Source organism: Oleiphilus sp. HI0079, assembly GCF_001635105.1.
The window spans coordinates 1-485 of the sequence record NZ_LWFT01001323.1; the positions used below are offsets into that span (position 1 = coordinate 1).

At 51.3% G+C, this 485-nt stretch carries 1 protein-coding gene; it reads left to right on the top strand.

Annotated features, from left to right (window positions below):
• Positions 1–42 precede the first annotated feature (42 nt).
• A partial coding sequence (locus A3750_RS22900) for an ATP-binding cassette domain-containing protein (RefSeq protein ID WP_156498870.1) occupies positions 43–485 on the top strand: 443 nt, incomplete at its 3' end.

Here is a 485-nt window from a genome sequence, read left to right on the forward strand (position 1 = left end):
GCTAAAGTGTTCCGCCAATTTATCCAGGTCGCGATTCTTGCTATGGGCGCATATCTAACTATTCAAGATTTGAGTACCGCTGGCGTAATGATCGCAGCGTCGATTATCGCTGCGCGTGCTTTAGCGCCTGTAGAGCAAAGCATTCAAGGCTGGCGTAATCTAAGTAAAGCACGCGAGTCTTATTCGCGCCTTAAGGAGTTTATGGCCCCGTATGAAGCGAGTGGCAATGCAACGCAATTGCCCGAGCTACAAGGCCAGATAAGTTTGCAAAATGTGTTTGCCCATCCAGCACTGGATGCTAAGCCAGAACAGGGTGAGGAGCCGTTAATACGCAATGTCTCTTTTAACATTGCGCAAGGCACCATTCTTGGTATCGCTGGCCCATCAGGCTCGGGCAAATCAACGCTCGTACGGCTTATGGCGGGAGTCCTGCCAGCGATGCGCGGTAAAGTGCGCGTTGATGGAGCAGAGCTAACAGAAGAAGC